Below are 26,950 nucleotides of genomic sequence, written 5' to 3' on the forward strand. Positions count from 1 at the left end.
GGGTGCGCCTCACGGCTGCCGGGCGGCCGTCAGCCGAACTGCACCGACCGCTTGGCCAGCCCCAGCCAGAACCCGTCGATCACACTGCGCTGGCTGCCGAGTTGCCCCTCGGCCGCCCCCAACGTGACGAAGAGGGGGGCAAAGTGCTCCGTACGCGGATGCGCCAGATGTGCCGCGGGCGACTTGCTCGTGAAGTCCAGCAGGGCGTCGACGTCCTGCGCCTCCAGGGCCTCCCGCCCCCAGTGGTCGAACTCGGCGGACCAGGCGGGCGTGCCGCCCTGGTGCCGCAGGGCGGCCAGGTTGTGGGTGAAGAAGCCGCTGCCGACGATCAGCACGCCCTCGTCGCGCAGCGGCGCGAGCCGGCGTCCGATCTCCATGAGGCGCACCGGGTCGAGCGACGGCATCGACATCTGGAGTACCGGAATGTCGGCGTCCGGGTACATCTCGACCAGCGGTACGTACGCGCCGTGGTCCAGCCCGCGTTCCGGCATGTCGCGCACGGGCAGTCCGGCGCCGCGCAGCGTGGAGCGGACCCGCTCCGCCAGCGCGGGGGCACCCGGGGCGGCGTACCGGACGCGGTAGTAGTGCTCCGGGAAGCCCCAGAAGTCGTAGACGAGCGGGACGGTCCGGGTCGCGCCGAGCGCGAGCGGCGCCTCCTCCCAGTGCGCCGAGACCATGAGGATCGCGCGGGGCCTGGGCAGCTCGGCCGACCAGGCCGCGAGCTGGCCCGGCCAGAGCGCGTCGTCGGCGAGGGGTGGGGCGCCATGGGAGAGGTAGAGGGCGGGCATCCGCCCGGCAGAGGCGCCGTCCCGCATGCCCTGCGTGTCCTGCATGTCCCGCATGGTCGCTCCTGAGCTCGCCCGATCGACTTGATCAACTTGCTTGAACTTTCAAGCTCTACAGCTTCACTTTAGAACGACTTTATTTAGACTTCAAGAATCGCTGCGGGGCCGCCCGGCCGACCGACGAGTGGAACAGTGGATGCCATGAGGAAAGAACCCGCAACGGACCCGGCGGAGCCCCGCTGGCTCTCCGCCGAGGAGCAGGCGACCTGGCAGGCGTACCTGCACGCCACCACGCTCCTGGAGGACCATCTCGACCGCCAGCTCCAGCGTGACGCGGGGATGCCGCACATCTACTACGCGCTGCTCGTCCAGCTCTCCGAAGCCCCGCGGCGCCGGATGCGGATGACCGAACTGGCCCAGCAGGTCAAGATCACCCGGTCCCGGCTGTCGCACGCCGTGGCGCGCCTGGAGAAGAACGGCTGGATGCGGCGCGAGGACTGCCCCTCCGACCGGCGCGGGCAGGTGGCGGTGCTCACGGACGAGGGGTTCGAGGTGCTGCGGAGGACGGCGCCCGGCCATGTCGCCGCGGTCCGGGCCGCGATCTTCGACCGGCTCACGCCCGAGCAGGTCGCCGAGCTGGGCGCGATCTGCTCGACCATCGCGAGCGGCCTGCAACCGGCCGGCGCGGACCTGCCCTGGCTGCGCTGAGCGGGGGCCTTCGGGGTGCGCGCCCCTCGGGAACGGCCCTTCCCGGCACGGCTGTTCCGGAGGCGACCACTCCGGTACGGCCGCCGCGAGCACGGCGAAGCCCCCGCGCGGATCGGCGGTTTCTAGGGGTCGTTGCAACACGTGGTCGTGTTGATCAGGCCGCAAGCAGTTTATGCAGGCGCTCGGCTGGGGTTTCCCAGCCGAGCGTTTTGCGTGGGCGGCCGTTGAGTTCGGCTGCGACGGCGTCGAGGTCTTCACGGCTGTGGGCGGACAGGTCGGTGCCCTTGGGGAAGTACTGCCGCAGGAGGCCGTTGGTGTTCTCGTTCGAGCCGCGCTGCCAGGGGCTGGCGGGATCGCAGAAGTAGACCGGGACATCAGTGGCGATGGTGAAAGCGTGGTGGGCGGCCATCTCGCTGCCCTGGTCCCAGGTCAGGGACCGTTTCAGGTGGGTGGGAAGCCGCTGCACGGTCTCCTGGAGCGCGTCGCGGACCTGCTCGGCACCGCGGCCGTCCGGCAGATGGACCAGCATCACGTAGCGGGTGGCGCGCTCGACCAGGGTGCCGATCGCGGAACCGCTGTCCTTGCCGATGATCAGGTCGCCTTCCCAGTGGCCGGGCACCGCCCGGTCCTCGGCCTCGGCGGGGCGTTCGCTGATCATGACCATGGGGTGGGTGAAGCGCGGCTGGCGCGAGGCGGCCTGGCGCTGTGGCCTGCGCATGGCCCGGCCGCTTCGCAGGGAGCGGGCCACTTCGCGGCGCAGTTCGCCGCGTCCTTGGATGTAGAGGGCCTGGTAGACGGTTTCGTGGACCACGTGCATCTCCGGCCGGTTCGGGAACTGTGCCCGCAGAGCGTTGCAGATCTGTTCCGGGCTCCACCGCCGTCTCAGGTGGCGCTGGATGAAGTCCCGGAGTGCCGGGTTGCGGGCGATCTTCCCCTGCTTGGGGCGGGGCCGGCGGGCATCGGCGCGGGCCTGGGCAGCGTGGGGACGGTACTGCCCGCCCACGGGGTGGCGGTTGCGGCGGATCTCGCGGCTGACCGTGGAGGGGCTGCGGCCCAGCTCGGCCGCGATCGCCCGCACCGATGCCTTCTCCCGCAGCCGGTCGGCGATGTGGATCCGGTCGGTCTCGGTCAGGTACCGGGACGACAGCGAGGGCGCCCGCACAGCGTGTGCGGGCAGCCTCGGCGGCTTCCTGCGGCCCTCGGGCCGGCCGTTGCGCCACTCACGGCCGGTCCGAGGGTTGACACCTACGCGTCGGCTCGCCTCCGCGTTACCGAATCCCAGCTGCATGAGCCGGAAGTATTCCTCCCGTTCCCGGTGCAGCTTCCGTGGGCCCTGTTCCCTGCGGCTCTCACGGATCTTGAAGTCCATCGCATCCCCTGAGCTGGGGTGTTGCGACGACCACTAGAACCCAAGATCGCTCCGTGCGGGGGCTTCGCCTCGGGCCTCGTTCAGCCCCATGCCCACCCCGAGGGGCCGCGGCCGCCGGGCGGCGCGGGCCTCGGCGGGGCCGGCGGACTCAGTGGGCCATCACCGGAACCGCGTCCTCGACGGCACCCTCGCCGTCGCCCGCGCCCGCCGCGGCCGCGGCGTTCGGCCGGCCGGCGTTGACGAAGACCACGGCCACCAGGGCGGCCAGCGTCAGGATGCCGGTGGCCCAGGCGATGCCCACCTGGAAGCTGTGCACCGTCGCCTTGATGCCCAGCACCTGGATGGCCTCCTTCGTCGTGGCACCCGCGCGGTGGGACGCGACGTAGTCGTCCTTGGCGCTGTTGGCCAGCGTGTTCAGCAGGGCCGTGCCGATCGCGCCGCCGACCTGCTGCGAGGTGTTGACCATCGCGGAGGCGACACCGGCGTCACGGGCCTGGACACCGTGCGTGGCGAGGCTCATGGCCGGCATGAACGCCGTGCCCATGCCGATGCCCATCAGCAGCAGGCCCGGCAGGATGCCCGTCACGTACGAGGTGTCGGTGTCGATCTGGGTCAGCCACGCCATGCCGAGGGCGGCGGTCAGGAAGCCCGGGCCCATCAGCCAGCGGGCCGGGACCCGGGTCATCAGCCGGGCGCCGATCTGGGTCGAGCCGGTGATCATGGTGGCGATCATCGGGAGGAACGCCAGGCCGTTGGTGATCGGGCTGTAGCCCTTGATGCCCTGGAGGTAGAAGACCAGGAAGAGGAACAGGCCGAACATGCCGATCGAGGCCAGGCCCAGCGCGCCGTACACGCCGCCCCGGTTGCGGTCGGCGACGACGCGCAGCGGCAGCAGCGGCGACTTGACCTTGCCCTCGACGAGGACGAACGCCCCCAGCAGCAGCACCGCGGCGGCGAACAGGGCGAGCGTCAGACCGGCGGTCCAGCCGTCGGACTCGGCGCGGGTGAAGCCGTACACCAGCGAGACCAGGCCGAGGGTGGCCAGGATGACGCCGGGGATGTCGAGCTTCGACGGGTTGCGGCTGCCCTCGGGCTCGTGGATGACGGCGATGGCACCGGCGGCGGCCACGGCGGCGAAGGGGATGTTCACGAAGAACGTCCAGCGCCAGTTGAGGTATTCGGTGAACACGCCGCCGAGCAGCAGGCCGACGGCGCCGCCGCCACCGGCGATGGCACCGAAGATGCCGAACGCCTTGGCGCGCTCCTTCGCCTCGGTGAAGCTGACCGCGAGCAGCGACAGCGCAGACGGCGCGAGCAGCGCGCCGAAGACGCCCTGGAGGGCGCGGGAGGCCAGCAGCATGCCGGTGTTGACGGCCATGCCACCGAGCGCGGAGGCCGCGGCGAAGCCGATGAGGCCGGTGACGAAGGTCTGCTTACGGCCCCACAGGTCGGCTATTCGGCCGCCGAAGAGGAGCAGTCCGCCGAACGCGAGGGCGTAGGCGGTGATGACCCACTGCCGGTTGCCGTCCGAGATGCCGAGGTCGGCCTGGGCGGACGGCAGCGCGATGTTCACGATGGTCGCGTCGAGGACGACCATCAGCTGGGCCAGGGCGATGAAGATCAGCGCTTTCCAGCGCCGGGGATCCGGGGTGGTGGTGTCGGGCATGGAAGGGCCTGCCTAGTGATGCGAGAGGTGAACGAGAACCGAAGGGATGACGGAGCACCGAGGGCGGATGTGACGTGACGCGCGTTACGCGCCCGGCGCGGCCGGCACGGCCGATGAAGCGAATGGTGCGAAGGACTCGGACCGTTGGGGGGAGAAGAGAGGAACCGGTGGGGTCGGACGGGTCGAACGATAGGTCGGGGCGGACGGTGTGGAGGACGTACAGGTCGGACTATGGCAGGTGGGTCTGACAACGGGGCCGGACCTACCGCCGGTTGTGGCGCAGTTCGTCGAGGGTCGCCGCCGAACCGGGCAGTTCGGAACGGGCCGGGGTCATCAGGCCGTCCAGGAACAGCTGGAGGTGCCGGTGGACGAACCGGTCGAAGTCCAGACAGCCCTTGCCCGGCAGCGGTCTGGTCAGTTGGGTGAGCGCCACCATGAGGTCACCGACGTCGATGTCGGAACGCAACTGCCCCGCCGCGCGGGCGGCGGCCATCAACTCCCGGATGTTCCGGTCGAGCCGGTCGCGCGCCTCGACGAGATCCGGATGGCCGTGATCCACATCGGAGTCGAGCAACGGGCACAGCGCGCCCACCCGTTCGTCTGCCGCGGCGTGGACGAACCGCCTCAGCGCACGGAAAGCATCGGGCTCCTCGGCTCGTGCTGTCTCGGCGCGGTCCGCGATGCGGTCCATCACCGAGAGGGTGACATGGTGGATCAACTCGCGGCGGTCCGCGAAGTGACGGTACAGCGTCGCATTGCCGACCCCGACGCGTCGAGCGATTTTGTCGAAGGAGAACTCGGCCCCGTGCTCGACCAGCGCTTCGCGCGCGGCGGCGATGATGCGCTCCCTGTTGCGCTGGGCATCGGCGCGCAGCCGCGGCTGGGGTGTGGTCACGACGGGTCTCCTCTCTCTTCTGTCGCCGGTCTCCGTCCTGCGGGAAACGGGGAAGGCTTCCCCGTTTGCGCGGGGACGAGAGCTTAAACGGGGAGAGGCTCCCCGGATATTTCCCCTCCGCCGAGATCTCCGACGTGGCGTGCGTCACGTTTGAAGCGGCCGGCATCCCCCGCTTGCCGTACCCCCGGAAGCGCACGGACGTACGACCACCCAAGGTGTTAGTCACCCCGGCAGGAGGTGACAGGCATGAAAACCCTGGCCATCCCCGTGGTGGCGGCCGCGCTGTTCGCCCTCACCGCACCGGTGGCGGGCCGGGCGGGCGCCCACGAGCCGGCGGCGGTACCCGCCGCCGGACCGGATCCCACCGGCCGCCCCCCGTCCGGTCCCTGCGCCCTGCGCTCGGGCACCCGCTCGGTCTCGGAGAGCGCCCGCACCCCGCGCGGCTACGCCCGCTCCCGGGGGACCGTACGGGCGATCACCCTCTTCATCGACTTCCCCGACGCCCCGGGCAGGGGCAGCCCGCGCGAGCGGTACGCCGAGTTCTTCCCGGCCGTCCCCGACTACTACCGGGCCAGCTCCTACGGGCGCCTCGACTACCGCTCCACGCCGCTGCTGCGCTGGATCCGCATGTCGCGCCCGTACGCCGCGTACGGCATCCGGCGCGGCACGCCGTTCGACACCCGCAGCGACAGCGGCTACCACGGGCTCGCCAAGGAGATCGTCGCCGCGATCGACGGCACGGTGGACCTGCGCCGCTACGACCTGGTCAACGTCCTGGCCAGCCCGGACGCCGGGCCGCCGGCCACCGAGGACGTCCGCTCGGTGACCTTCGCGGGGGCCCCGACGGGGCTGCGGACCCGCCACGGCGCCGCCCTGAAGAACATCTCCTTCATATGGAGCCGGCAGACGGGCGACAGCCCGTACCGCGTGCTGGTCCACGAGAACGCCCACAGCTTCGGCCTCCCCGACCTCTACGCCACCGGGCGCGGCGACCGCGTCGTCTCCCCCGTCGGGCACTGGGACCCGATGGACGAGGACTGGGGGCCGTCCAACGACTTCCTCGCCTGGCACAAGTGGAAGCTGGGCTGGCTGGCGCCACGGCAGGTGCAGTGCGTCACCGTCGCCGGCAGCCGCACCTTCACCCTCACCCCCACCGCGACCCCCGGCGGCACCAAGCTGATCGTCGTCCCCCTCTCCCGTCGGCGCGCCGTCACCCTGGAGGCCCGCGTCCGCGGCCCCCTCGACCACGCGGTCTGCCGCCCCGGCGTCCTCGTGACCACCGTCGCCACCGACCGCCCCTCGGGCACCGGACCGATCCGCGCCGCCGACGCCACCCCGCAGGGCCGCGGCTGCTACACCACCGACCCCAACGTCACGGCGAGCCTGAGCGACGCTCCCTACCCGGCCGGTGGCCACTGCACGATCGACGGCGTCACCATCGACGTCCTCGGCCGCGACGCACACGGCAAGTGGCGGGTGCGGGTGACGCGTTCGCGGCGCTGATCCCCGGGAGACCGCGGGGATCGCCCGCCTACGAACGGGGCGGCAGTAACGTGGCGGGGAAGGCGGTGGGCAGTTGCCACCGGCGCCGGGAGTGACGAGGGGGGTCGGGGGTGCGGGACGACGTGCGGGAGCACGTGCCGGGACGGGTGCGGGTGGGGACACCGGGCCGGGTGCGGGTGCCGGTGGGCGCGGACGCCGCGCGGTGGGTGACCCGCGGCCGGGTGAAGCGGGTGCTGTTCGTCGTCCACAACGTCACGTCCGCGACACGGCTGCTCGATGTGAAGCCGCTGTTCGACGGGGACCTGCGGGTGCAGATGGCGGTCACGTGCACCGGGTCGTCGCCGTTTCTCGCGGGAGTACCGGAGCTGCTGGCCGGGGTGGGGCTGCCGGTGCTGCCGTGGGAGCAGGCGAAGGAGGAGGCGCGGGGCTTCGATGTGGTGATCTCGGCGAGTTACGGGGGTGAACTGGAGGCATTCGAGGGGAAGTTGGTGGTTCTCTCGCATGGGGTTGGCTACAATAAGAGGCTGGCCGCACCGGGAGCCGGGAGCCGGGAGCCGGGAGCCGGGAGCCGGGAGCCGGGAGCCGGGAGCCGGGAGCCGGGAGCCGGGAGCCGGGAGCCGGGAGCCGGGAGCCGGGAGCCGAGAGCCGTCGCTCTCGCCGCTCCGGCGGCGGTCGCGCCCGTCTTCGGCCTCGGCCCCGAGTGGCTGCTCCACCAAGGACGTCCCCTCGCGGCGGCGACCGTCCTCTCCCACCCCGAGCAGCTCCGGCGCCTGCGCGCCGCCTGCCCCGAGGCCGCCCCCACGGCCGTCCTCGCGGGTGACCCCTGCTACGACCGCATCCTCGAAGCGCTCCCCCACCGCGACCGCTTCCGCCGCGCGTTCGGCGTCGCACCCGGTCAGCGGCTCGTCGTCCTCAACTCCACCTGGGCGCCGCGCGCGCTGTTCGGTGACGGCGCGGAGGACCGGCTGTCCTGGCTCCTGACCCGGCTGACCTCCGAGCTGCCCGCGGACGAGTACCGGACGGTCGCCGTCCTGCACCCCAACATCTGGTACGGGCACGGGCCCGGCCAGGTCCGCGCCTGGCTGGAGCGGGCCCGGCGGGCGGGCCTGACGCCGGTCGACCCGCTGGAGGACTGGCGGCAGGCCCTGATCGCCGCCGACTGCGTCATCGGCGACCACGGCAGCGTCACGTACTACGCCGCGGCCATCGGACGGCCGGTTCTCCTCGGCTCCTTCCCCGAAGCCGACCTCGATCCCGAGTCGCCGGTGGCCGCGCTCGGGCGGGCCGCGCCGCGCCTGCGGGCGTCGGACGACCTGCGGCACCGGATACCGGAGGTGATCGAGTCCCACGACCCGCGCGCGTACGCCGCTCTGGCGGAGCTGACGAGCTCGGCGCCGGGGCGTTCGGCCGCACTGCTGCGGAACGTTCTCTACCGGATGATGGACCTTCCCGAGCCGGCCGGCCGCCCGGCGCTCCTCGGCCGGCTGCCCCTCCCCGCGCACCAGCCCGCCGTGCGGACCGCGCCCGTCCGCGTCCTCACGCGGGTCCTGCGCCTCGACCCGCCCGAGGTGGCCGTCGCCCGGTACACCGATCCCGCGTACGAGCCGGAGGACGCGGAGGCGGACGCCGCGCATACGGTGGTGCACGAGGACACGTCCGACGCGTCCCTGCTGGAGAACGCCGATGTCATCCTCCGGGGCGGCGATCCGGACGACCCGCGGCTCGGGCCGCCCGGTGCCTGGGCCGACGAGGTCGCCTCGCGGTATCCGCGGTGCGGGCTCGCCGCGTACCTCACCGGGGTCGACCGCGGGATCGTGCGGACGCGCGGGGGTGAGGTGCTGCGGCTGGCCGCCGTACCCGGCGGGGACGGGCGGGTCGATCTTTGTGATCCGGCCGCGTATGCGTCGGGGTTGTACGCGTGGTTGGGGGATGGTCATGGTGTGCCGGGGGAGCTGACGGTCGTCACGGGGGCGGTGCGGCATCGTGTGGTGGTGGAGCGGGTGGTCGCTTCGCGGTGAGGGTGCCCCGGGCCCTCCCCCAGAGGGGGCACCCCCATTCACCGTTTCTTGCAGGGGCTCCGCCCCCGCACCCCCGAAACCGCGCTCCGCGCGGTTGTCCTCAAGCGCCGGACGGGCCAGAGGGGGCGCCCGGGCGCACTATCCGGCCTGTCCGGCGCTTGAGGACGAGCGGCGAAGCCGCGACAAGGGGGTCTGGGGCGCAGCCCCAGGAAACGGCGAAGGGGCGGGACCGGGGCTCACCCCCCGCCCAACCCCTCCCGCACCCGCGCCAACCCCACCGCATCCCCACCCCGCTCGTACAACTCCTCCGCCCGCCGCAGGAACGACACCCTGCGCTCCTCGTCCTCCGCGCAGCGGGCCCGTAGTTCGGCCGCGTCCGCCTCCTGGAGTTCGGCGCCTTCGCTCTCCATGACGGCCAGGGCCTCGTCGAGGCAGAGGCGGGCGGCGGCGGGGTCGGCGGCGGCGAGGTGGGTTTCGCCGAGGTTCATATAGACGCGGCCCTCGTTGTAGAGGTCGCGGTCGGGCAGGGCCCGGAAGAGGGCCAGGGCCGTGTACAGCGTGCGAACGGCCTCCGCGTACCGTCCCGCGCCGCGCAGGGCGCGGCCGATGTGGTCCTCCAGGAGGGCCAGCCCGCGGGGGACGTCCGTCGCACCCGCCTCTCCGGCCCCGATGCTTCGCAGGAGCCCCTGGGCCGTCGTGAAGCAGTCCCGCGCCTCCTGCCACCGCCGTTGCCGCAGGCGCAGCAGGCCCAGCGATTCGACGGCGGTGGCCTGGCCCCGGAGGTGGCCGGCGGCCCGGTCGGCGTCGGTGGCCTCGTGCAGCGCCGTCTCGGCCTCGTCCCACCGGCCCCGGCCCATGTACGCGAAGGCGAGTTGGGCCTGCATGCGCCCCACCGCCCGTGCGTCGCCGAGCTCCTGGGCCTGGCGGCGGGCGGCGGCCACGCCGCGCCGGTGGGTGTCGATCCACTGGTCGTGGAAGCCGAGGCGCAGGTGCAGCGCCCAGGTGGCCTCGCACAACTGCCAGACCAGGTCGTCGAAATGGCACGTCTCGGCGGCGCGTACGGCCGCCGCGAGGTTCGCGCGCTCGCGGCGCAGTGCGGCGAGGGCGGCCCGGCCGTCGTGCGGATCGCGGTCGGCGGGAAGCGTCAGGCCCTGGTAGGCGGGGCCCAGGTGCCAGCGGCCGGGCATCACCCGGTGGTCGGCCGCGGCGGCGAACCGCAGGTACCAGACGGCCGCGCGCCGGACGGAGGCGGCGAGCTCGGCGGGATCGTCCTCCGCGCGGGCCCGCCGCTCGGCGTCCGCGCGGACGAGGTCGTGGAAGCGGTACCGCTCCTCCCCGACCTCCTGGAGGAGGTGGACGCCCGCCAGTTCCTCCAGCAGGACGCGGGCCGCGCCCTCGGTGGTGTCGGCCACCCGCGCGGCGGCCGCCACGCCGGTCTCCGGCCCCGGCCAGTGGCCCAACAGCCGGTAGAGCCGGGCTGCTTCGGCGCTCAGCTCGCGGTAGGCCAGGTCGTGGGCGCGGCGGACGGCGTCCGTCCCGTTCCTGTCGTCCATCCCCTCAGGGTTCCCCGGAACGGGTCCGGCGAGCCGCCGTTCCACGGTCTCCCAGCTGAGGTGCGCGCGGGAGGCGACCAGCGCTCCCGTCTCGCAGAGCGCCAGGGGCACCCTGCCGCACCCCCGCGCGACCGCCGCCATGCGCGCCGCGTCGCGCGCCTCGCTCCGCCGTCCGCTCGTCGCCGCCACCCGCTCCAGCAGCAGGACGGCGTCGGCCTCCGGCAGGGGGTCCAGGGTGAGGAAGCGCGCCCCCGGGTCACCGGCGAGGCCGGCCAGCCGGTAGCGGCTGGTAACGATCACCAACGAGCCGGGCGTGGCCGGGATCAGCGGTCTGACCTGGGCCTCGCTGGACGCGTCGTCGAGGAGGACGAGCAGCCGGCGGTCGGCGGTGAGGTCCCGGTAGAGGTTCTCCTGCCGGCGCGGGTCGGCGGGGACGCGGCCCGCCGCCACCCCGAGGTCTCCCAGGAGCACGGACAGCGCCTCCGCGGGCCGGGCGGCGGACGCGGCCGCCGGGCCGCCCAGCCGGACGAACAACTGCCCGTCCGGGAAGCGGTCCTTGAGCCGGTGGGCGCAGTGCACGGCGGTGGCGGTCTTCCCGATGCCGCCCTGTCCGGTGAGTACGGCGACGTGCGCCGCCGGGGGTTCTTCGCCGTCGAGCAGTTCCTCCAGCGCGGCGAGCACCGGCTCCCGGTCGGTGAACACCCCGCTGGCGGCCGGCAGCACCCGCGGCACGCCCCGGAGCCCGGTCCCGAGGCGCGGCCCTCCCGCCTCCCGCATCCAGGCGAGCAGTTCCCGGGCGAAGCCGGGGTCGGTCCGCGCGCGGGCGTGCAGGGCCTCGGCGAACCGCCGCAGCTCGTCCTCGCCGACCGGCGGCCCGCCCCCGTCGCCGTCCTCCCCGGCCCGCCGTCCGCGGCCGAGCAGCCGCGTCAGGCCCTCGGCGGCCCGGCGGCCCATCTCCCCCGCGGCCCCGCCCAGCGTCCCGGACGCGGCCGTCTCCAGCGCCCCGAGCACGGCCTCCACACTGATCGCCAGGTCCACAGCCCCTCCCCGCCCTCCCCGACACGAACCGGTTCGATCCGCCCGGACACGCTATCGGTGCGCCCGCCTCCGTCCCACGCCTTCCGCGCACGCGCCCGGCGCGGCGCCGTGCGGCACGCGCCGTATGAAGCCGATCACAACCCCTACCGTGGACGGGCCCGCCGTTGGATCGTGATCGACGTCATCCCGAAGCTCCGGAGGTATCGCATGGTGGACATCGGCAAGCTCGCGCCGTCCGACAGAGAGGAATGGGAGGCGCTGTTCCGGGCGTACATCGACTTCTACGAGCGCGACGAGCCGCAGGAGATGTACGACACGGCCTGGGCGGCCTTCCAGGAGGACACGACGCTGCACGCGCTCGGCGCGCGGGTGGACGGCCGGCTCGTGGGGATCACCCACTTCTTCATCCACCCCAACACCTCCGGTCCACAGGTCTGTTACCTCCAGGACCTGTTCACCGACCCGTCCGCGCGCCGGCAGGGCGTGGGCGAGGCGCTGATCGCCGCCGTCGTCGACTGGGCGAAGGAGCGCGGCTGTTCGCGCGTGTACTGGAGCACCCACGAGACGAACACCACGGCCCGCGGGCTGTACGACCGGGTGGCCGACTACAAGGGCTTCATCCGCTACCAGATCGAACTGCCGCGCTGACGGCGGACGGACGCGGCCGCATGCCTTCGGGCGCCTTTCAGGAGGCCAGCGGGGTCGCGGTGGCCTCCTGGGCCGCGGCCCGCTCCCCGCGCCCGTCCACCCGGAAGGTCCGCCGGTAGGTGTCCGGGGGCACGCCGAACGCGCGGTTGAAGTGCCGGCGCAGCGTCGCCCCGCTGCCCATCCCTACCTGGGCGGCGATCCGGTCGACGCTGTCGTCGGTGCGCTCCAGGAGCTCCTGCGCCCGGTGCAGCCGTTGGGTCAGCAGCCACTGGAGGGGCGTGGTGCCGGTGACGGCGGCGAAGTGCCGGCCGAGGTTGCGCGGGCTCATATGGGCCCGGCGGGCCAGGTCGGTGACGGTCAGCGGCCGGTGCAGCTCCTCCAGCGCCCAGGCCAGCACGTCGGTGAGGCGGTTGCCGTTCTCCGGCGGTACGGGGGCGGTGATGAACTGGGCCTGCCCGCCGGAGCGGTGCGGCGCGACGACGAGCCTCCGCGCCACGGCGTTGGCGATCGCGGTGCCGTGGTCGGTGCGGACCATGTGCAGGCAGAGGTCGATGCCGGCGGCCCGGCCGGCCGAGGTGAGGACCGAGCCCTCGTCGATGTAGAGCACCCGCGGGTCGACCTCGACCTTGGGATGGCGCCGCGCCAGCGCGTCGGCGTGCAGCCAGTGCGTGGTGGCGCGGCGCCCGTCGAGCAGTCCGGCGGCGGCCAGGGTGAACGCCCCGGTGCAGATGGACGCCACCCGGGCGCCCGCGTCGTGCGCGGCCCGGACGGCCTCGATCAGGTCGGCGGGCTGCGGCTGGTCGACGTCCTGGCAGGCCGGGACGATGACGGTGTCGGCCGCCGCCAGTTCGTCGAGCCCGTGCGGGGTGTCGGCCTGGAGCCAGCCCCCGACCTGGGCGCCCGCCGGGGCGCAGACGGTGAAGTCGTACCAGGAGTCGACGAGGTCCGGCCGGTCCGTTCCGAAGATGGCGCAGGCGGCGGCGAGTTCCAGTAACGGCATGCCGTCGGTGACGGCCAACGCGACAGAAGCCATGTCCGTAACTGTACGCCCCTCGTCGTTCCGGACACTCGTGGCGGAGGCGGCGCGCCGCCAGCATGGGGGCATGACCAAGCATGCGTTGACCAATCGCGCGGCCCCGGCGGCGGTGTCCGGGCCGTCCGCCGGCATCGGCGGCCGGGCGTGGCTGCGGGCCGGCGTCGCGGTGGCGGCGGTGGGCTGGGGAGCCAACCAGTTCGCGCCGCTGCTGCTGCTGTACCGCTCGGAGTTGGGCCTGTCGGCCGCCACGGTGCAGGCCACGTTCGGGCTGTACGCCATCGGCCTGGTCCCCGGGCTGCTGCTCGGCGGCCCCGTGTCGGACCGGTACGGCCGCCGCCGGCTGATGCTGCCGGCGCTGTTCGTCTCGGTGCTGGCCAGCCTGCTGCTGATCGCGGGCGGTTCGCAGGAGGAACTGCTGTTCGCCGGCCGGCTGGTCTCCGGCGTCGCCAGCGGTGCCGCGTTCAGCTCCGGCACCGTCTGGATCAAGGAGCTGTCCCTCGCGGGCTCCACCCGGGAGGCCAACCCGGGCCCGCGCCGGGCGACGATCACCATGACCACCGGCTTCGCCGTGGGCCCCCTGGTGGCGGGCCTGCTCGCCCAGTGGGCGCCGTCGCCCATGACCGTCGCCTACCTGCCGCACCTGGCCCTGGCCCTGGTCTCCATCCCGCTGGTCTGGGGCGCGCCCGAGACCTGCGGCGGCTCGCGGGAGGGCAGCGTGTGGCGGCAGGTGCGGGTGCCCGCCGTGCGCGAACCGCGGTTCCGCAACGTCGTGGCGCCGCTGGCCCCCTGGGTGTTCGGCTCCGCTTCGGTCGCCCTGGCCTACCTGCCCGGCCTGGTGAAGGACCGCGTCGGCGGCAACGCGCTCGTCTTCGGCGCCGTCGTCACCGCCCTGACCGGCTTCGCGGGCATCCTGGTGCAGCCGCTGGCGCGCCGGATGGACGATCCGCGGCGGCCGCGGCTGATCGCGTCCTCGATGGCGATCGTGGTGGCCGGCCTGCTGGTCTCGGCCGCCGCCGCGGAGACGCTCCAGCCGGCACTGGTGGTGCTGGCGGCGCTGGTGCTCGGCGCGGGGTACGGGTGCTGCCAGGTGTGCGGGCTGCTGGAGGTGCAGCGCATGGCCGGTCCGAAGGACCTGGCCGGGCTGACCGCCGTCTACCAGGCGCTCTCGTACATCGGTTTCGCCGCGCCGTTCGTCCTGGCGGCGCTGCAGGACTCCGTCCGGGCGAGCGTACTGCTGTGCTGCGCCGCCGGGTTGGCGGTGCTGACGCTGGTGTACGTCACGCTGCGGGCGGCGCGTGGGGGTGGGCGCGGGGTGGCGACGGCCGCCGCCGGCGTCGGGGCAACTGCGGCTGGTGAGGCGCCGGTTGGGACGGAGGCCGTGGCGTCGGTCCCCGTCACGAGCGCCCCGGTTGCCCCGGAATCCCCTACCGCCCCGGCTACTTCGGCCGCTTCTTCTGCCGCTTCGTCCACCCCGGCCGGCCCGACGCCCGTCGCACCGCAGCCGGAGGACAGCCCGGCCTGACCCGATCGATTCCGGTCCCAGTCCGGTCAGATGCGATCGGATTCAGCCTGTTCCGATCCGCATGAATCCGGACCCACCCCCTCCAGCCGGCCGGGCCGGCGCCGGACGGGAACGCGAACCCCCGTCGCCCCCGTCCCGCCGACCCGGCCTTCCGACCCCCGGCTCCTGTGCCCGCCACCCGGCGGGCACAGGAGTTTCCGGGGGCCTTTCATCCACACCGGAACGCACCCCCGGCCGTGCGCCACGGTGGCCGATATCCATACGCTCCGCTTCCGTGTGGCGCGCACCACGTTTACATAGTTTCCTTACACACCGGATACCGGAATGCAGAATTCCAACCAGCATTCCCGCAGGTGACGCCGGTGAATTCCAAATATGCGGACGTTAACGCCTGTTCAGGGTTGACCCTTCAAGCGCCTTCATGGAGGATTGGGATCGTCCTCAGGACAGAAGTTCACACGCGGACGGACGCGGTGGACGGCTCTCCGGCTTTCACGCCGGGAAGCCGGGAACCGTGCCAGCTACGGGGGGATTGATTATTGAGGCCTGACACGACGCGACCTCGGCCGGCAGGGCCGACGGCTTGCCGCCGCCCGTCCTGCCCCACTTCGGCGTCCGACGCGCGGTAGCGACCGCGGCGACGAGCAGCAGCGCGGCGATCATGGCCGCGGCCACGCCGCGAGCGCCGCCCGACGGGCGGACGGCCGCCCGGTTCCGTAGGGCACCCGTTCCGTAGGGCATCCCCGTTCGGCAGGGCCTCCCGGCTCCCGGGAGACCGTCCGCACGCCATCGCGCATCGCATGGCACCGCGACGACGCCGCCCGGCCCCACCTCACCATCACCCCACCCCCACCTTTCACCGGCTCCGGCGAAGTGCGCTTTCTGCTGCCCGCCACCGGATTCCCGATCGACGGCCACCGGCCGCCTCGACGGCGACACTCCCACCCACACCCTCTTCCCGGATACACCGCTATACCGCGGAGTTTATCCGCGGCTTACCCAGCCTGCGCCACCACGGATTACCGAGGATTTCACCGGAGCCTCCCCCAGGCTTTCCCGGTGCTTTCCGGCGCCCCTTTGCCGGCAGCACCCCGGACGGCATCCCTCGGCATTCCGGCGCGCCCGTCGCCGCCCGCGCACACCAGGGCGGCCCGCCACCAGGAAAGGGATTCCCCATCATGTACGTACGCACCACGGCCGAGGACGGCTATGTGCGCAAGAACAACATCGACGTCCGCCAGCTCTACCCGTGGGACGGCGTCGTCGTGCCGCCGTGGAACAGCACCCTGTGCAGCGTCCACCCGCACGAGTCCAGCACCAAGCACCAGCACGCCACGGACGAGACGTTCATCTTCACGGGCGGCTCCGGCACGGTCCGGGTGGGCGACGAGCAGCGCGACGTCACCGTGGGCGACGTGATCTACATCCCGCACGGCAACGACCACGTCGTCACCAACACCAGCGACGACACCCTGCTCACCTTCGTCAGCATCTACTGGCCGCAGCCCACCGGGCAGCCCACCCCCGAGCCCCAGGCCCAGGCCCAGACTCAGGAGCCGGCCCGTGGCTGAGCGAGCGGACGGCGCCGTGCGCCGCGTCAACGTCAGCTTCTCCCCGCCCACGCCCAACGGGGACTTACACCTCGGCCACCTCGCCGGCCCGGTGCTGGGCAGCGACGTCTGCGCGCGCTCCCAGAAGATCCTGGGCAACGACGTGGTGTACGCGTGCAGCACCGACGACAACCAGACCTACGTGGTCACCACCGCCCAGCGGGTGGGCGTGACCCCCGAGGAACTGATCCGGCAGGCCCTGGACAGCACCCGGCGGTCCCTGGAGCTCGCGGGTGTCGAGGTCGACCTCTACGAACGGCCCGACGAGCGCTACACGACGTTCGTCCGCGACTTCTTCACCCACCTGTGGAAGCACGGCGCCTTCGACCGGCGCGAGGTGCACCTCCCGTACGACGCCGAGGCGGACGAGTACCGCGCCGAGGCGTTCGTCACCGGCCGCTGCCCGACCTGCCTGGCCCACGCCCGGGCGGGCGTCTGCGAGGCCTGCGGCCTGTACAACCTGCCGGGCGCCCTGCTCGCGAGCGACGCCGAGACCGCGCTGCCGACCCGCCCGGTCTCCATCTGGGTACTCGACCTGGAGCGCTACCGCTCCCTCCTCACCCACTGGTACCGGGTCTCCGACGTCCCGCTCCGGCCCGACCTCCAGAAGGTCGTCGACCTGACGCTCGCCGGACGGCTGCCGTACATCCCCATCACCTACCCCTCCACCTGGGGCATCCAGGTGGACTGGGACGGTCCGGACGCGCCCCCGCAGGCGATCAACGCCTGGCCGGAGATCTACGTCGGCCACCTCCACTGGCCGCAGCGCGTCCGCGAGCGCGGCCGGGCCGGCTGCGACGAGTTCGTCCAGTTCATCGGGATCGACAACGGCTTCTACAACGCCTTCGTCTACGTCGCGCTCAAGCTGCTGGCGGTCCGGCACGGGCTCCCCGTCGAGCTCCCCGTCACCCGCACCCTCACCAACCAGTACTACCTGCTGGAGGGACGCAAGTTCTCCACCAGCAAGGGCGACGTGCTGTGGGCGGGCGAGTACCTGGAGAAGGCCGGCCGGGACCGCGCCCGCTTCGTCCTGGCACTGACCAGCCCGGAGCTCCAGCAGTCCGAGTTCACCGAGCAGGTGGCCGAGGGCACGCTCAGCGCCCGCTTCGACACCCCGCTCGCCACCATCGCGCGGACGCTCGGCGAGAAGCTGGCCGGCCGGAGCGTCGACGCCCCGCCGTCCGCCTGGTGGGCCGCCGCCATCGAGGCGTCCCGGCGGCGGTTCGAGGCCGCGTACACCCTGGAGACCTTCAGCATCCGCAAGGCCGCCGAGGCGCTCGCCCTCCACCTGGAGGTCCTGGCCCTGCGGGCCGGGCAGGTCCGGGCCGACGACGCGAGCGACGTCTCCGGCGCCCTCCTGTTCCTGTGGACGCTGCGCACGCTCGCCTGGCCGGTCACCCCCGACCTGGCCGGGGCCGTGGCCGCGGCGTTCGGCGCCGACGCCACCGGCATCCCGCTGCTGCGGGACGCCGCCGAGCCGCCGGCCGGGGAGTTCCGCGCGCTGTCCGTGTGACGACGGCCCGCGCGTCCCCTGGCACCGCCTCCGCACACATCGTTCGACCTCCTTAAGAAGCGCTCGACTTCACCACCTCACTCACCAAGGAGAACGTCATCATGCTGCGCACCTTCATGCGTTCGAAGATCCACCGCGCCACCATCACCGACAGCAACCTCAACTACGTCGGTTCGATCACCATCTCGCCGGAGCTGCTCGACGCCGCCGACATCGGCGTCCACGAGCTGGTCCACGTCGTCAACATCAACAACGGCGCGCGCTTCGAGACGTACACCATCCTGGGCGCCCCGGGTGCCAACGAGGTCATCGTCAACGGCGCCGCCGCCCGCCTGGTGCAGCCCGCCGACAAGGTGATCATCATCGCCTACGGCCAGCTCACCGACGAAGAGGTGGCCGAGCACAAGCCGCGCGTCGTGCACGTGGACGAGAGCAACAAGATCCTCGAGACGGTCACGGTATGAGCCGCGCGCGCCGCTTCCCCCTCTCCGCACGGCGCCTCGCCGGCGCGTTACGTACGACCTGACCAGAAGGTACGAGCCATGACGGAGCACGAGATCCATTCGGTGCTGGGCATCGGTTTCGGCCCGGCCAACCTGTCCCTCGCCGTGACCCTGGAGGAACTCGGCTACACCGGCCGGTCCCGGTTCGTCGAACGGGCCGCGGACTTCCAGTGGCAGGACGAGCAGCTGATCGACGGCGCGGACATCCAGAACAACCCGTTCCGCGACCTGACCATGCCGCGCAACACCGGCAGCGCCTACACCTTCGTCAACTACCTCGCCTCACAGGGCCGGTTGACCGACTACCTGCACCTGAACGCCAAGTTCCCGCTGCGCCGCGAGTACGCCGGCTACCTGCGCTGGGTCGCCGACTCCTTCCGCGACGCGGTCGACTACGGGCGGTCGGCGACCCGGCTGACCGTGGCCGACACGGCGGACGGCGAGGTGTTCCGGCTGGAGACCGACGACGGCCGGGAGTACCTGGGCGAGACGGTCGTCATCGGCACCGGCCGCTCACCGCGGATCCCCCCGGTGTTCCGCCGGAGCCTGGGGCCGACGGTCTTCCACGCCACCCGCTACCTGAGTTCGCTCCGCCGGCTGCGCGGGCGCGCCCTGCGGGTCGCGGTCGTCGGCGGCAGCCAGAGCGCCATCGAGATCGTCCTCGACCTGCTCGGCCGGGACGACGTCGCGCAGGTGGTGTCCGTCCAGCGGGGCATCGGCTTCCGGCTGAAGGACACCAGCCCGTACAGCCGCCGCGTCTTCCTGCCGGAGTTCATCGACTACTTCTATCCGCTCCCCGCCGAGACCAAGCGGCGGATCCGCGCGGAGCTGCGGTCGATCAACTACGCGGCGTGCGACCAGGACGTCATCGACCGGCTGGCGACCGTCCAGCACGAGTACGCGCTGAAGGGCTCCGACCGGCTGCGGCTGATGCCGTTCTCCGAGGTGTCCGAGGTGGCCCCGCACGGAAGCGGCGGCGTGCACCGGCTCGTCGTCCGCGACGTCAACAACGACACGCGCAGCGTGTACGACGCCGACGTCGTCGTCCTGGCGACGGGCTTCCGGGACTTCGGCCTCGGCCCCGACGACGAGCCCTACCACCCGCTGCTGGCGGACGTGGCCGACCGGCTCGCGCTGACCGAGGAGGGCATCCCCGCCGTGGCCCGCGACTACTCGGTCCCGGTCGCCCGGCGCGCGTACGGCTCACGGCCGCTGCGCCTCTACCTCAACGGGCTGTGCGAGGCGAGCCACGGCATGGGCGACGCGGGGGCGCTGGCGGTGCTCTCCGCGCGGTCCACGGACATCGCGGAATCGCTGATGCCGGAGCCGGAGGGGGTGTTGGGGCCGGACGGGGTCCTGGGTTCGGACCGGGCGCTTCAGCCGGACCGGACGCCGGACCGGGTGCTGGGGTCGGGCGCGCTCGTCCCGGACCACGGCATCGGGGACATCGGGGACCTCGTCGTTGACGAGGCCCTCCGGTGACGACTCCCGTCACCGCCACCGGTGGACGCGCCACCACGGACGCCACCGCCGACGTCGCCGTGGTCGGCGCCGGCGTCATCGGCCTGGCCACCGCCGAACGCCTCACCGCCCGGGGCCACTCCGTGATCGTCATCGACGACCGCGGCGTGGCGGGCGGCGTCACCGGCGCGTCCGGCGGACTGGTCCGGGCGCTCGATCCGGCGTCGGCCGGCGTCGACGCCCCCTCCGCCGCTTCGGAATGGGCGGCGGAGGGCCTCGGACGCTACCTGCGGCGGGGCGGCCACGGCCGCTGGCCGGCCGTCCGGGAGCACGGCAGCCTCACCCTGTTCGCCGCGGACGCCGCCGGGCGGGCCGCGGCGGGCGCCGAACGGGTACGGGCCGCCGGCTTCCCGGCGGAGGTCCTCGACGCGCGGGAGATCGCCGCGGCCTTCCCCGGCCTGGCCCCGCCCGAGGGGATGATCGGCGTCCACGAACCCCGCGCCGGCTGGCTGCCGGCGCGGGCCGTGGCCGAGGCGATGCTCCGGGACGCGGACACGGTCACCGTGCTCCGCGCCCGGGCGCTGGAGATCACCACCGCGCGGGCCCGGGTGACCGGCGTCCGCACCACCGACGGCTTCGTCGCGGCCGGGGCCGTGCTGCTGGCCGCGGGGGTCGGCAGCACCGCCCTGGCCCGTACGGCGGGCGTCGAACTCCCGCTGCGCACCCGGTCCGTGAGCTTCTGCGTCTTCGCGCCGCGCGTTCCCGTCCCGGGCGTGCTCCCGGCCGTGCTCGACACCACGACCGGCGGCTGGCTGCGCCGCTGGGACGACGGCTCCGCCGTGCTGGCCGGGGTGCCGTCCCGGGAGTGCGACGTGCCGCCGGTGATCACCCAGGGCGTGCCGGACACGGAGGCGAAGCGCGTCCGCGAGGTCGCGCGGTACCGCTGCCCCGCGCTCGGCGACGCGGACGTCGTCGGCGGCGTCACCGCCTTCGACGCCCTGGCGCCGGAGGGCGAGGGCGCGGTGACGGTCTGGCCGGAGCCGCGGGGTCTGGTCACGGCGGTCGGCTGGAACGGCGGCGGCTTCAAGAAGGCGCCCGCGGCCGGGCGGTACGCGGCGGATCGGATCGGGGAGGTGATCGCGTGAGGGGGGACGCCGGTCAGGTGCAAGCAGGCGATCTCCGGGTGGGCCCGCCCCGCCCGGCCGGGACGGCCCGCACCACCCGTCGTACCACCGCCCCTCCCCCGTCCGCCCGGCTCAACCCCACCGACGAGATGCTGTACCGCGCCGAGCGGGCCCTCGGCTCGTCCCGGATCGTGCAGGTCCTGTGGCGCCTCCCGGAGCCGGTACCGCCGGCGGCCCTGCGCGCGGAGTGGGAGCGGCTGGACCGGGGCCGGCTCAGCCGCCGCCCGGTCGCGGCCCGCGTCCCCGGCGCCCGCCGTGCGTGGGTGCCCGCGCACAACGCGGAGCCCCCGCGCGCGTACTCGACACCTCTGACCGACGACACGGCGTGGGAGTGGATCGACGAGCAGGTTCGCGCCCCTCTCCCGGCGGGCTCGAGGGCCCTCTGGCGGCTGGCGTCGGCGCCGTACGGCCGGGGCGCGCTCGTGTCGCTCACGGTTCCGCACTTCCGCGCGGACGGGATGGGGATCTTCACGGCCCTCACGGAGGACGGGCCGCCGCCCGGCCGCCGCCGGGGACCGCTCGCGGGGACGGCCGACGGCGACCTCGCCGACGCCGTACGGCAGGTGACCCGCGCCGTGACCGCGACGGCGGGCTGGGCGGCACGGACGCTCCCGGACCGGCGGGCCCGCGCGGAGCTGGCGGCGGCCCTGCGGCCGGCGCCGAAACCGCCGGCGTCCGAGCCGCGGTTCTTCTCCACCGCGGTGTTCGACTTCGACGCCGCGGAGTGGGAGGAACGGGCCCGGGCCCGCGGCGGCACGGCCAACAGCCTGTTCGTCGAGATCGCCGCCAACCTCGTCCGCGCCCGCGTACCGCTCGGCGACCGCGCCGGGATCCGGGTCGGCGTCCCGGTGAGCCTGCGGCGCACGGCCGCCGACGCGCGCGCCAACGCCCTCGTCGTCGTCCCGCTGTCCGTACCGGCGGGCCCGGTCCGCCGGACGGACCTGGGGCCGACGCGCCGGAGCACCAAGGCCGCGCTCGACGGGACGGGCGAGCACAGCGCCACGCTGGTGCCCGAGCCGCTGTGGCACCTGCTGCCGCGCCGGTACGCCGACCGGCTCAAGGCGCCCGGCGCCCAGGCGACCGACGTCGTCGCGTCCAACTTCGGCACGCTGCCGGACGGCGTGCGCCGTTTCGCGGGCCTGCGGGCCGACGGCGTGGCCCTGCGCACGATGAACGTGCCCGGCCTGGTACCCGAACGGGCGGGTCTGCGGGTGTCGTTGTGCGCGGTACGCGTCGGCGAACGGCTGACCGTGACCGTGACGGCGATCCCCGACCACTTCGGCGACGCCCGGTCGCTGCGCGAGCTGGCGGCCGAGGAGTTCGCGGCGTGGGGGCTGCGGGCCCGGGAGTGGTGGTCGGAATGAGTGCAAACGAACCACGAGTGGGAGTAAGGAACTTGACGCGGGCCGAGGCACAACCGGAAAGCAGCACCACGGAAAGCGTGACGGCACGGACCCCGGCGGCGGACCGCTGGTTCCGCACCCGCCCGGACTCGTCCTCCCTCGACCGGCCCCGGCTCCTCGCGAGGCTGCTGATCGACCTGGCGGACCTGGACGACCGGATCGCGTTCTACGAGCGCCTCCTCGGCACCCCCGCCGACCTGCGCATGCCGATCCCGGACTTCGGCGGTCTGGAACTGGCCGCCGTGGGCAACGTGCTCCTGATCGCGAGCGAGCGCCCCTTCACGCCCGTGCAGCGGCGGACGGCGTACTCGCTCATCGTGCCGTCCCTGGCCGGCCAGCTGCGGCTGCTGAAGCGGACGGGGACGGAGGTGCTGGAGCCGGTCGAGGTGATCAAGCCGGGTTCACGGGCCCGGGTCCGCTACCCGGACGGATCCCTCGCCGAGCTGGTCGAACACCGCCCGCAGCCCGGCGAACGCCCCCTCCCGCGCCCGGGGATCGCCGTCCGCGAGGCGACGGACACGGGCGTACGGCTGCTGGCCCGGCACGCGGTACCCGAGGGCGGGCTGGACGAGGCCGTCCGCTTCTACCGGACGGCGCTGGAAACGGAGGCGGAAGCGGAGGCTCCCGAGGGCGCGGCGATCGTGGGCAACCTGCTGCTGACGACCGCGGCGGATACGGAACCGATCGCCTTCGCCTTGCTGGCACGGTCACCGGAGGACGTAGCGGAACTGACGGGAACGGCCGGGTCTCCCGAGGGCCCGCCGGGAGCCCCCGCCATCCTGACACTGCCGGACGGAACCAGGGCCGAGCTGAGAACCCCGTCCCACTAACCGCACCACCCATGCCGGACGCCTGAATTCCGCCCCGTTACCTTTTCCGTGGCCCCGCAACGGGGCGCCTGGCCCCCGGGCTCGGTATGGCTGTGTGCCCCCTGTCGAAGTACATGACCTGGGGGGTGTTGCCGCCGGGCTTCGGGGCACCGCTTGACCGCTGATGAGGGGCCTGACGACCACTCTGGTTCGGCGCAATGCCGGACCGCTTCACGGGTGGCATGTCTGCGTAACGTGGTTGCCGGCGTGTGGTGCCGCAGGGACGGCCGGGAGTTGGGGAGACGAGTGGCGAGGGGCACGCGCACATGGTCGACACGACCGCGACAGATCTCTTCCTCGGCCTGGACCTGGGCAAGGAGTTCCACCACGCCCACGGCCGGACCGGGGACGGCAGGACCGTGCACGACAAGCGGCTGCCCAACACCGAGCCGAAACTGCTGGAGCTGTTCACCAAGCTGGTGGCGAAGTTCGGTACCGTCCTGGTGATCGTGGACCAGGTCGCCAACATCGGCGCGCTGCCGCTGACGGTGGCCCGCGCGAGCGGGTGCCGGGTGGCCTACCTGCCGGGACTGTCGATGCGGCGGGCCGCCGACCTGCATCCCGGTGAGGCCAAGACAGACGCCCGCGACGCGTTCGTGATCGCCGAGACCGCCCGGACCATGCCGCACACCTTGCGCGCGGTGGACCGTGACGACGAGGTACTGGCCGAGCTGACCATGCTCACCGGCTACGACAACGACCTGGCCGGCGAGGTGAACCGCACCACCAACCGGCTGCGCGGCCTGCTCTCCCAGATCCACCCCTCCCTGGAACGCGTGCTCGGCCCGCGCCTGGCCTACCCCTACGTCCAAGCCCTCCTGGCCCGGCACGGCTCCCCGGCGAAGCTGAAGAGACTCGGCCGGGCCCGCTGCGAGGCCCTGCTCAAAGCGCACGGCTCGCGCAAGGCGAAGCAGCTGGCCGGGGAGATCTCCGACGCGCTGGCCGAGCAGACTCTCGTCGTTCCCGGCACCGAGGCGTCCGCGCTGATCGTTCCGGGCCTGGCCGCTCAGCTCGCCGCCGCCCACACCCAGCGACAGGCCACCGAGCAGGAGATCGCCGCCCTGCTGGAGGCCCTCCCTCTTTTCCACCTCCTGACGTCCCTGCCCGGCATGGGCGTCAGGACCACCGCCGCGGTGATCGTCGCGATCGGTGACGGCACCGGCTTCCCCACCGCCGGACACCTCGCCTCCTACGCCGGACTCGCCCCCGCAACGAAGTCCTCGGGCACCTCCATCCGCGGCGAGCACGCTCCCCACCGCGGCAACCGGCTCCTCAAACGCGCCCTGTTCCAGGCCGCGTTCGCCGCGACCGGCTGCAAGAGCGACCCGTCCTCGCGGATCTACTACGACCGCCAGCGAACCCGCGGCAAGACTCACACCCAGGCGATCCTCCGCCTGGCCCGGCAACGCGTGAACGTCATCCACGCGATGATCCGCAACGGCACCCTCTACGAACCCCGCGCCCTCGACCTCGCTGCCTGACACCCACCCCACCCCCTGCCTCTTCCAGCCCGCTCCATCCCGTCACCGGCACGGCCACCCCCGCCACGCCGGCCACCGCCCTGCCCGCACCGCACCCGAGCCGCCGGGAACATCCCGCTTCGCGGGACGTTCCCGAAAACCAGCACGAACCCCTACGAACCAGCCCCGCCAGGGTTGACGAAACAGATAGGGGCACCCCCCCCGCCACGCACCACCCGGACGCCACCTGAGACCGTACGCACATCGCCGCAGGAATGGGGCAGAGGGGAGAGCCAAGCCGATGGCACCGGATGAGTCCTTCTACCGGGACGCGGGGGACGGCCGCTACGAGAGCACACCCGCCACCGCGGGCCCATGGAGCCCGGAGGCGCAGCACGCGGGCCCGCCGTCCGCCCTGCTGGGACGGGCGCTGGAACGGCACGAACCCCGGGAGGGCTTCCGGGTGGCCCGCGTGACGCTGGAGATCCCGGCTCCGGTACCGGTGGGCGACCTGCTGGTCCGCGTCCGCACGATCCGCGGCGGCCGCCGCACGGAACTCCTCGAAGGCGAGATCACCGCGAACGGCCGACCGGTCATGCTGGCCCGGGCCTGGCGCACCGCGGCCGCCCCACCGGACACCCCGGCCCTGCGCCACGACCCACCCCCGCCCGCCCTGCCGCAGCCCCAGCCGGAGCACGGCTTCAAGGGCGCGTACACGGACGGTTACGTCTCGGCGATGGAGTGGCGCTTCGCGTCCGGCGGCGGCTTCGACACCCCCGGCCCCGGCGTGGCCTGGGCCCGCCAGCGCATCCCGCTGGTCGCGGGCGAGGAGGACACCCCGCTGACCCGCGCCCTGACCCTGGCCGACAGCAACTGGGCCGTGGGCTTCGAACTCGACCACGTCAACGGCCTGGTGATCAACACCGACATCACCCTCGCCCTGCACCGCGACCCGGTCGGCGAATGGCTCTGCCTGACCTCGTCGACCGCCGCCACCCCCGCCGGCTCGGGTCTGGCCGAAGGCCGCCTGGACGACACCTCGGGCAACTGCGGCAGAATCCTCCAGACCCTCCTCATCGCCCCCCGCTGACCACCCACCCCCGCCGCCCAGCACGGATCCCCTACCATCCGCTAACCTGTCCTCGGCCGCCCCTCCACGGACGGCCGCGCCTCCGTAGCTCAGGGGATAGAGCACCGCTCTCCTAAAGCGGGTGTCGGCAGTTCGAATCTGCCCGGGGGCACCAGCGCGAAGACCCCGGACCGATCACGGAACGGGGCCTTTCGTATGCGCTGGGGAGCGGTCCGGCTATGCCATGAGCACGACAGGCGCCGGCTGACCGGTGGGCCTTCGGGGTGGGGCCTTCAAACGGTGAAGGCGGCGGTTGTTACGTCGCGTTCCAGTGTGGCGCGGTGGTGGTCGTAAGTGTTGATGTCCGAGACGCTGATGAGGATGCAGAAGCGATCCACGGCCCGGATGCGCTTGGTCACTGTTGCGAATTCTCGGCGGAGGTAGTGGATGGCGGCCAGGTTGGAGAGGGCGCTTTGGCCGCAGACGAGGAAGACCGGGCTGGTGGACTCCGTGGGGGTGAACTTGGCGACCAGGACGTGTTCGCGGTTGCCGCGGTCGTAGAGGTACTTCTCGCCGTCGACTTCTATGGCGATCGAGTCGGCGTCCGCGGTGTCGTAGGGGTGGAGGGTGACCCCGGGGAGGTGGGCCGTGAGGTGGCCTCCGGTGCGGGGGTTGGCGCCGCCTGAGGGGCCGCCTACGCAGAACTCGGTGCGGTCGCCGTTGCCGCCGCGGAAGTTGCCCGATTCGACGAGGACCTCGCAGCCCAGCTCACCTGCCAGCAGGGCCAGTTCTACGGCCGCGCGGGTGTCGGGGTAGGCGGTCGTCTTGGGGGCGTTGTACTTGTCGCCCAGCACGACGAGGCACGTCTGACCGGGTCGGACGCCGAAGAAGCGGGCTCTTCTGTTGACCTCGCGCGTCCGTTTGGCCCGCTCCCACAGCCATACGAAGGCGCCTCCGAGGACGCTCGTCACCAAGCCGATGGCTATGTTCTCCAGCACCGATCGCATCGGTCTCCCCCTCCGTGGCATCCCGGCTCCTCAGTATCGCGAGTTGCGCATCGGGCGGCCATCGCGGGCTTTGGGACGTCAACTTCGTGTGCACAGGGGTAGGGTGAGCGGCCGGTGAGTCGCGGCCAGG

21 protein-coding genes and 1 tRNA gene are annotated in these 26,950 nt (G+C 73.1%); 15 read left to right on the forward strand and 7 right to left on the reverse strand.

Going from position 1 to position 26,950, the window contains the following annotated elements:
* Nucleotides 1-29 precede the first annotated feature (29 nt).
* Nucleotides 30-842 carry a dioxygenase family protein gene (locus tag J7W19_RS13215; protein WP_004956097.1) on the reverse strand — a complete coding sequence of 271 codons (813 nt, stop codon included), beginning with the start codon at nucleotides 840-842 and terminating at the stop codon, nucleotides 30-32.
* 144 nt (nucleotides 843-986) lie between these two features.
* Here J7W19_RS13215 and J7W19_RS13220 point away from each other — a divergent pair, with 144 nt between their 5' ends.
* Entirely contained in the window at nucleotides 987-1,493 is a 507-nt protein-coding gene (locus J7W19_RS13220; RefSeq protein ID WP_004956094.1) for a MarR family winged helix-turn-helix transcriptional regulator, read from the forward strand.
* A gap of 154 nt (nucleotides 1,494-1,647) precedes the next feature.
* Here the strand turns inward: J7W19_RS13220 and J7W19_RS13225 are convergent, their stop codons facing one another.
* The 3 genes from J7W19_RS13225 to J7W19_RS13235 all read right to left on the reverse strand — a co-directional run bounded on the left by J7W19_RS13225 (nucleotide 1,648) and on the right by J7W19_RS13235 (nucleotide 5,423).
* Entirely contained in the window at nucleotides 1,648-2,781 is a 1,134-nt protein-coding gene (locus tag J7W19_RS13225; RefSeq protein ID WP_201768282.1) for an IS30 family transposase, read from the reverse strand.
* Nucleotides 2,782-3,010: 229 nt separating this feature from the next.
* Complete coding sequence (locus J7W19_RS13230; RefSeq protein WP_004955870.1) at nucleotides 3,011-4,528, reverse strand: MFS transporter; 1,518 nt, start codon at nucleotides 4,526-4,528, stop codon at nucleotides 3,011-3,013.
* Nucleotides 4,529-4,790: 262 nt separating this feature from the next.
* The gene (locus tag J7W19_RS13235; RefSeq protein WP_004955868.1) at nucleotides 4,791-5,423 is read right to left on the reverse strand and encodes a TetR/AcrR family transcriptional regulator; all 633 of its coding nucleotides are present in this window, start codon (nucleotides 5,421-5,423) and stop codon (nucleotides 4,791-4,793) included.
* A gap of 246 nt (nucleotides 5,424-5,669) precedes the next feature.
* Between J7W19_RS13235 and J7W19_RS13240 the strand changes: the two genes are divergently transcribed.
* Complete coding sequence (locus J7W19_RS13240) at nucleotides 5,670-6,926, forward strand: M6 family metalloprotease domain-containing protein (RefSeq protein WP_004955866.1); 1,257 nt, start codon at nucleotides 5,670-5,672, stop codon at nucleotides 6,924-6,926.
* A 110-nt stretch (nucleotides 6,927-7,036) separates the two neighbouring features.
* Nucleotides 7,037-8,944 (forward strand): hypothetical protein, encoded by a 1,908-nt coding sequence (locus J7W19_RS13245; protein WP_233478104.1) that lies wholly within the window; start codon nucleotides 7,037-7,039, stop codon nucleotides 8,942-8,944.
* Between the two features lie 236 nt (nucleotides 8,945-9,180).
* Here J7W19_RS13245 and J7W19_RS13250 read toward each other — a convergent pair whose 3' ends face one another.
* Nucleotides 9,181-11,535, reverse strand: a complete 2,355-nt coding sequence (locus J7W19_RS13250) for a tetratricopeptide repeat protein (RefSeq protein WP_004953752.1) — start codon at nucleotides 11,533-11,535, stop codon at nucleotides 9,181-9,183.
* A 171-nt stretch (nucleotides 11,536-11,706) separates the two neighbouring features.
* On the opposite strand from J7W19_RS13250, the gene J7W19_RS13255 reads away from it, so the two are divergent.
* A complete protein-coding gene (locus J7W19_RS13255; protein WP_233478105.1) occupies nucleotides 11,707-12,183 on the forward strand; it encodes a GNAT family N-acetyltransferase in 477 nt (158 codons plus the stop codon).
* Nucleotides 12,184-12,220: 37 nt separating this feature from the next.
* On the opposite strand, the gene J7W19_RS13260 is transcribed toward J7W19_RS13255, so the two are convergent.
* Nucleotides 12,221-13,216: a helix-turn-helix domain-containing protein gene (locus J7W19_RS13260; protein WP_040892375.1), complete on the reverse strand. Its 996-nt coding sequence runs from the start codon at nucleotides 13,214-13,216 to the stop codon at nucleotides 12,221-12,223.
* 70 nt (nucleotides 13,217-13,286) lie between these two features.
* Between J7W19_RS13260 and J7W19_RS13265 the strand changes: the two genes are divergently transcribed.
* The 11 genes from J7W19_RS13265 (at nucleotide 13,287) to J7W19_RS13315 (ending at nucleotide 25,988) form a co-directional block, all read left to right on the forward strand.
* On the forward strand, nucleotides 13,287-14,741 hold the full coding sequence (locus J7W19_RS13265) for an MFS transporter (protein ID WP_004953743.1): 1,455 nt from the start codon (nucleotides 13,287-13,289) through the stop codon (nucleotides 14,739-14,741).
* Between the two features lie 1,178 nt (nucleotides 14,742-15,919).
* Nucleotides 15,920-16,312 carry a cupin domain-containing protein gene (locus J7W19_RS13270; RefSeq protein ID WP_004953738.1) on the forward strand — a complete coding sequence of 131 codons (393 nt, stop codon included), beginning with the start codon at nucleotides 15,920-15,922 and terminating at the stop codon, nucleotides 16,310-16,312.
* Nucleotides 16,305-17,864: a class I tRNA ligase family protein gene (locus tag J7W19_RS13275; protein ID WP_004953735.1), complete on the forward strand. Its 1,560-nt coding sequence runs from the start codon at nucleotides 16,305-16,307 to the stop codon at nucleotides 17,862-17,864. The genes J7W19_RS13270 and J7W19_RS13275 overlap by 8 nt, the downstream gene beginning before the upstream one ends.
* Before the next feature lie 101 nt (nucleotides 17,865-17,965).
* Nucleotides 17,966-18,328 (forward strand): aspartate 1-decarboxylase, encoded by a 363-nt coding sequence (panD, locus tag J7W19_RS13280; RefSeq protein ID WP_004953733.1) that lies wholly within the window; start codon nucleotides 17,966-17,968, stop codon nucleotides 18,326-18,328.
* A gap of 78 nt (nucleotides 18,329-18,406) precedes the next feature.
* A complete protein-coding gene (locus tag J7W19_RS13285; RefSeq protein ID WP_004953731.1) occupies nucleotides 18,407-19,849 on the forward strand; it encodes a SidA/IucD/PvdA family monooxygenase in 1,443 nt (480 codons plus the stop codon).
* Nucleotides 19,846-20,973 (forward strand): NAD(P)/FAD-dependent oxidoreductase, encoded by a 1,128-nt coding sequence (locus tag J7W19_RS13290; protein ID WP_004953728.1) that lies wholly within the window; start codon nucleotides 19,846-19,848, stop codon nucleotides 20,971-20,973. The genes J7W19_RS13285 and J7W19_RS13290 overlap by 4 nt, the downstream gene beginning before the upstream one ends.
* Nucleotides 20,974-20,990: 17 nt before the next feature.
* A complete protein-coding gene (locus tag J7W19_RS13295) occupies nucleotides 20,991-22,376 on the forward strand; it encodes a hypothetical protein (RefSeq protein WP_233478106.1) in 1,386 nt (461 codons plus the stop codon).
* A gap of 77 nt (nucleotides 22,377-22,453) precedes the next feature.
* A complete protein-coding gene (locus J7W19_RS13300) occupies nucleotides 22,454-23,245 on the forward strand; it encodes a VOC family protein (RefSeq protein ID WP_004953724.1) in 792 nt (263 codons plus the stop codon).
* A 305-nt stretch (nucleotides 23,246-23,550) separates the two neighbouring features.
* Nucleotides 23,551-24,765, forward strand: coding sequence for an IS110 family RNA-guided transposase (locus J7W19_RS13305; protein WP_004956465.1), 1,215 nt, complete (start codon nucleotides 23,551-23,553; stop codon nucleotides 24,763-24,765).
* A 280-nt stretch (nucleotides 24,766-25,045) separates the two neighbouring features.
* Nucleotides 25,046-25,834, forward strand: coding sequence for a thioesterase family protein (locus tag J7W19_RS13310; RefSeq protein ID WP_004954361.1), 789 nt, complete (start codon nucleotides 25,046-25,048; stop codon nucleotides 25,832-25,834).
* Nucleotides 25,835-25,912: 78 nt separating this feature from the next.
* A tRNA-Arg gene (locus J7W19_RS13315) sits at nucleotides 25,913-25,988 on the forward strand.
* 118 nt (nucleotides 25,989-26,106) lie between these two features.
* Here J7W19_RS13315 and J7W19_RS13320 read toward each other — a convergent pair.
* A complete protein-coding gene (locus J7W19_RS13320) occupies nucleotides 26,107-26,820 on the reverse strand; it encodes a hypothetical protein (RefSeq protein WP_004954360.1) in 714 nt (237 codons plus the stop codon).
* Nucleotides 26,821-26,950 lie beyond the last annotated feature (130 nt).

Source organism: Streptomyces mobaraensis NBRC 13819 = DSM 40847, assembly GCF_017916255.1.
In the GTDB taxonomy this organism is placed as follows: Bacteria; Actinomycetota; Actinomycetes; order Streptomycetales; family Streptomycetaceae; genus Streptomyces; species Streptomyces mobaraensis.